2 protein-coding genes are annotated in these 1224 nt (G+C 31.0%); both read left to right on the top strand.

The window, feature by feature from the left end:
* Nucleotides 1-340, top strand: a 340-nt coding sequence (locus tag EGM88_RS14385) for a transposase (protein ID WP_148084092.1), incomplete at its 5' end; no start/stop codon positions are given.
* On the top strand, nt 340-1191 hold the full coding sequence (locus EGM88_RS14380; RefSeq protein WP_238988454.1) for an IS3 family transposase: 852 nt from the start codon (nt 340-342) through the stop codon (nt 1189-1191). The genes EGM88_RS14385 and EGM88_RS14380, both read left to right, overlap by 1 nt.
* Nucleotides 1192-1224: the final 33 nt, after the last annotated feature.

Genomic DNA, 1224 nt, shown 5'->3' with positions numbered 1-1224 from the left:
TTCAGAACCATTTAAACTGAAAATATTAGCCGAACTTACCACCGGAAAACACACAAAGAGCGAACTTTGTAAACTCTACTCTATTGCACCTACAACGGTCAATGAGTGGATTAAAAAGTACAATCGTAAAGACTTAATGAACACCAGAGTAAAAGTGGAAACAAAAGACGAAATATCTCGAATTAAAACCCTTCAAAAGGAAATTGAACAGCTAAAAAAACTACTACTTAAAAAGGATCTGGATGCTATGGTATTGGATTCTTACTTAGAAGTAGCAGCTGAAGATCTAGGCTACAAATCTGTGACTGAACTAAAAAAAAAGTTAAGTATAAAGCCTTAATTAAAGCCAAAGAGAAATCTAAGGGATTTGCTTCTTTAACAACTATATCTCATTGTTTTGGTCTTAAACGTGATGCGTATTATAAATACAAATCTAGAGCTGATAACCGATTAAAATTAGAACAACTGATTATTAACATCGTTAGAAAAAGACGCAAATCTCTTCCTAGAGAAGGCGTGAGAAAACTTATAAAATCATTAGATGTAGATTTTACTAAAGTCAATATTAAAGTGGGTAGAGATACTTTATTTAATGTACTTAGAAAACACCAAATGCTTACACTTAGAAAGAAAACCTGTGCTAGAACAACCAATTCTTATCATCGTTTTTATAAGTATAATAACATTATAAAAGACTTAGAAGTTACTAGAGCTAACCAAGTTTGGGTTAGTGACATAACTTATATTAGAACCATAAAAGGCTTTTGCTATCTGGCTTTAATAACTGATATGCATTCCAGAAAAATTGTTGGGTATGACCTGAGTGATAGCTTGGAATTAAAAGGATGTGTCAGAGCTTTAAACAAAGCTATTTATCAAGCTAATAACATTAAAAAACTTATACATCATTCAGACAGAGGAATACAGTATTGCAGTAATGTATACACACAAATACTCAAAAGAAAAAAGATAGATATTAGTATGACCGAAGAAAATCATTGTTATGAAAATGCTATGGCAGAACGTGTAAACGGAATCTTAAAAGATGAATTCTACCTAGATCAAACCTTTGATAATGTGGCTCACGCAAAGAGAGCGGCAAAAAATGCAATAAATTTATACAACCAAATAAGATTACATTTATCTTTAGACTTTAAAACACCAAATATGGTATATAAATTATCAGCTTAAATTAATTATTAACCTGTAGCCATATTTCAGGAC

Origin of the sequence: Aureibaculum marinum, assembly GCF_003813905.1 — a bacterium.
GTDB classification, from domain to species: Bacteria; Bacteroidota; Bacteroidia; order Flavobacteriales; family Flavobacteriaceae; genus Aureibaculum; species Aureibaculum marinum.
This window is presented reverse-complemented; position numbering and strand designations above follow the sequence as displayed.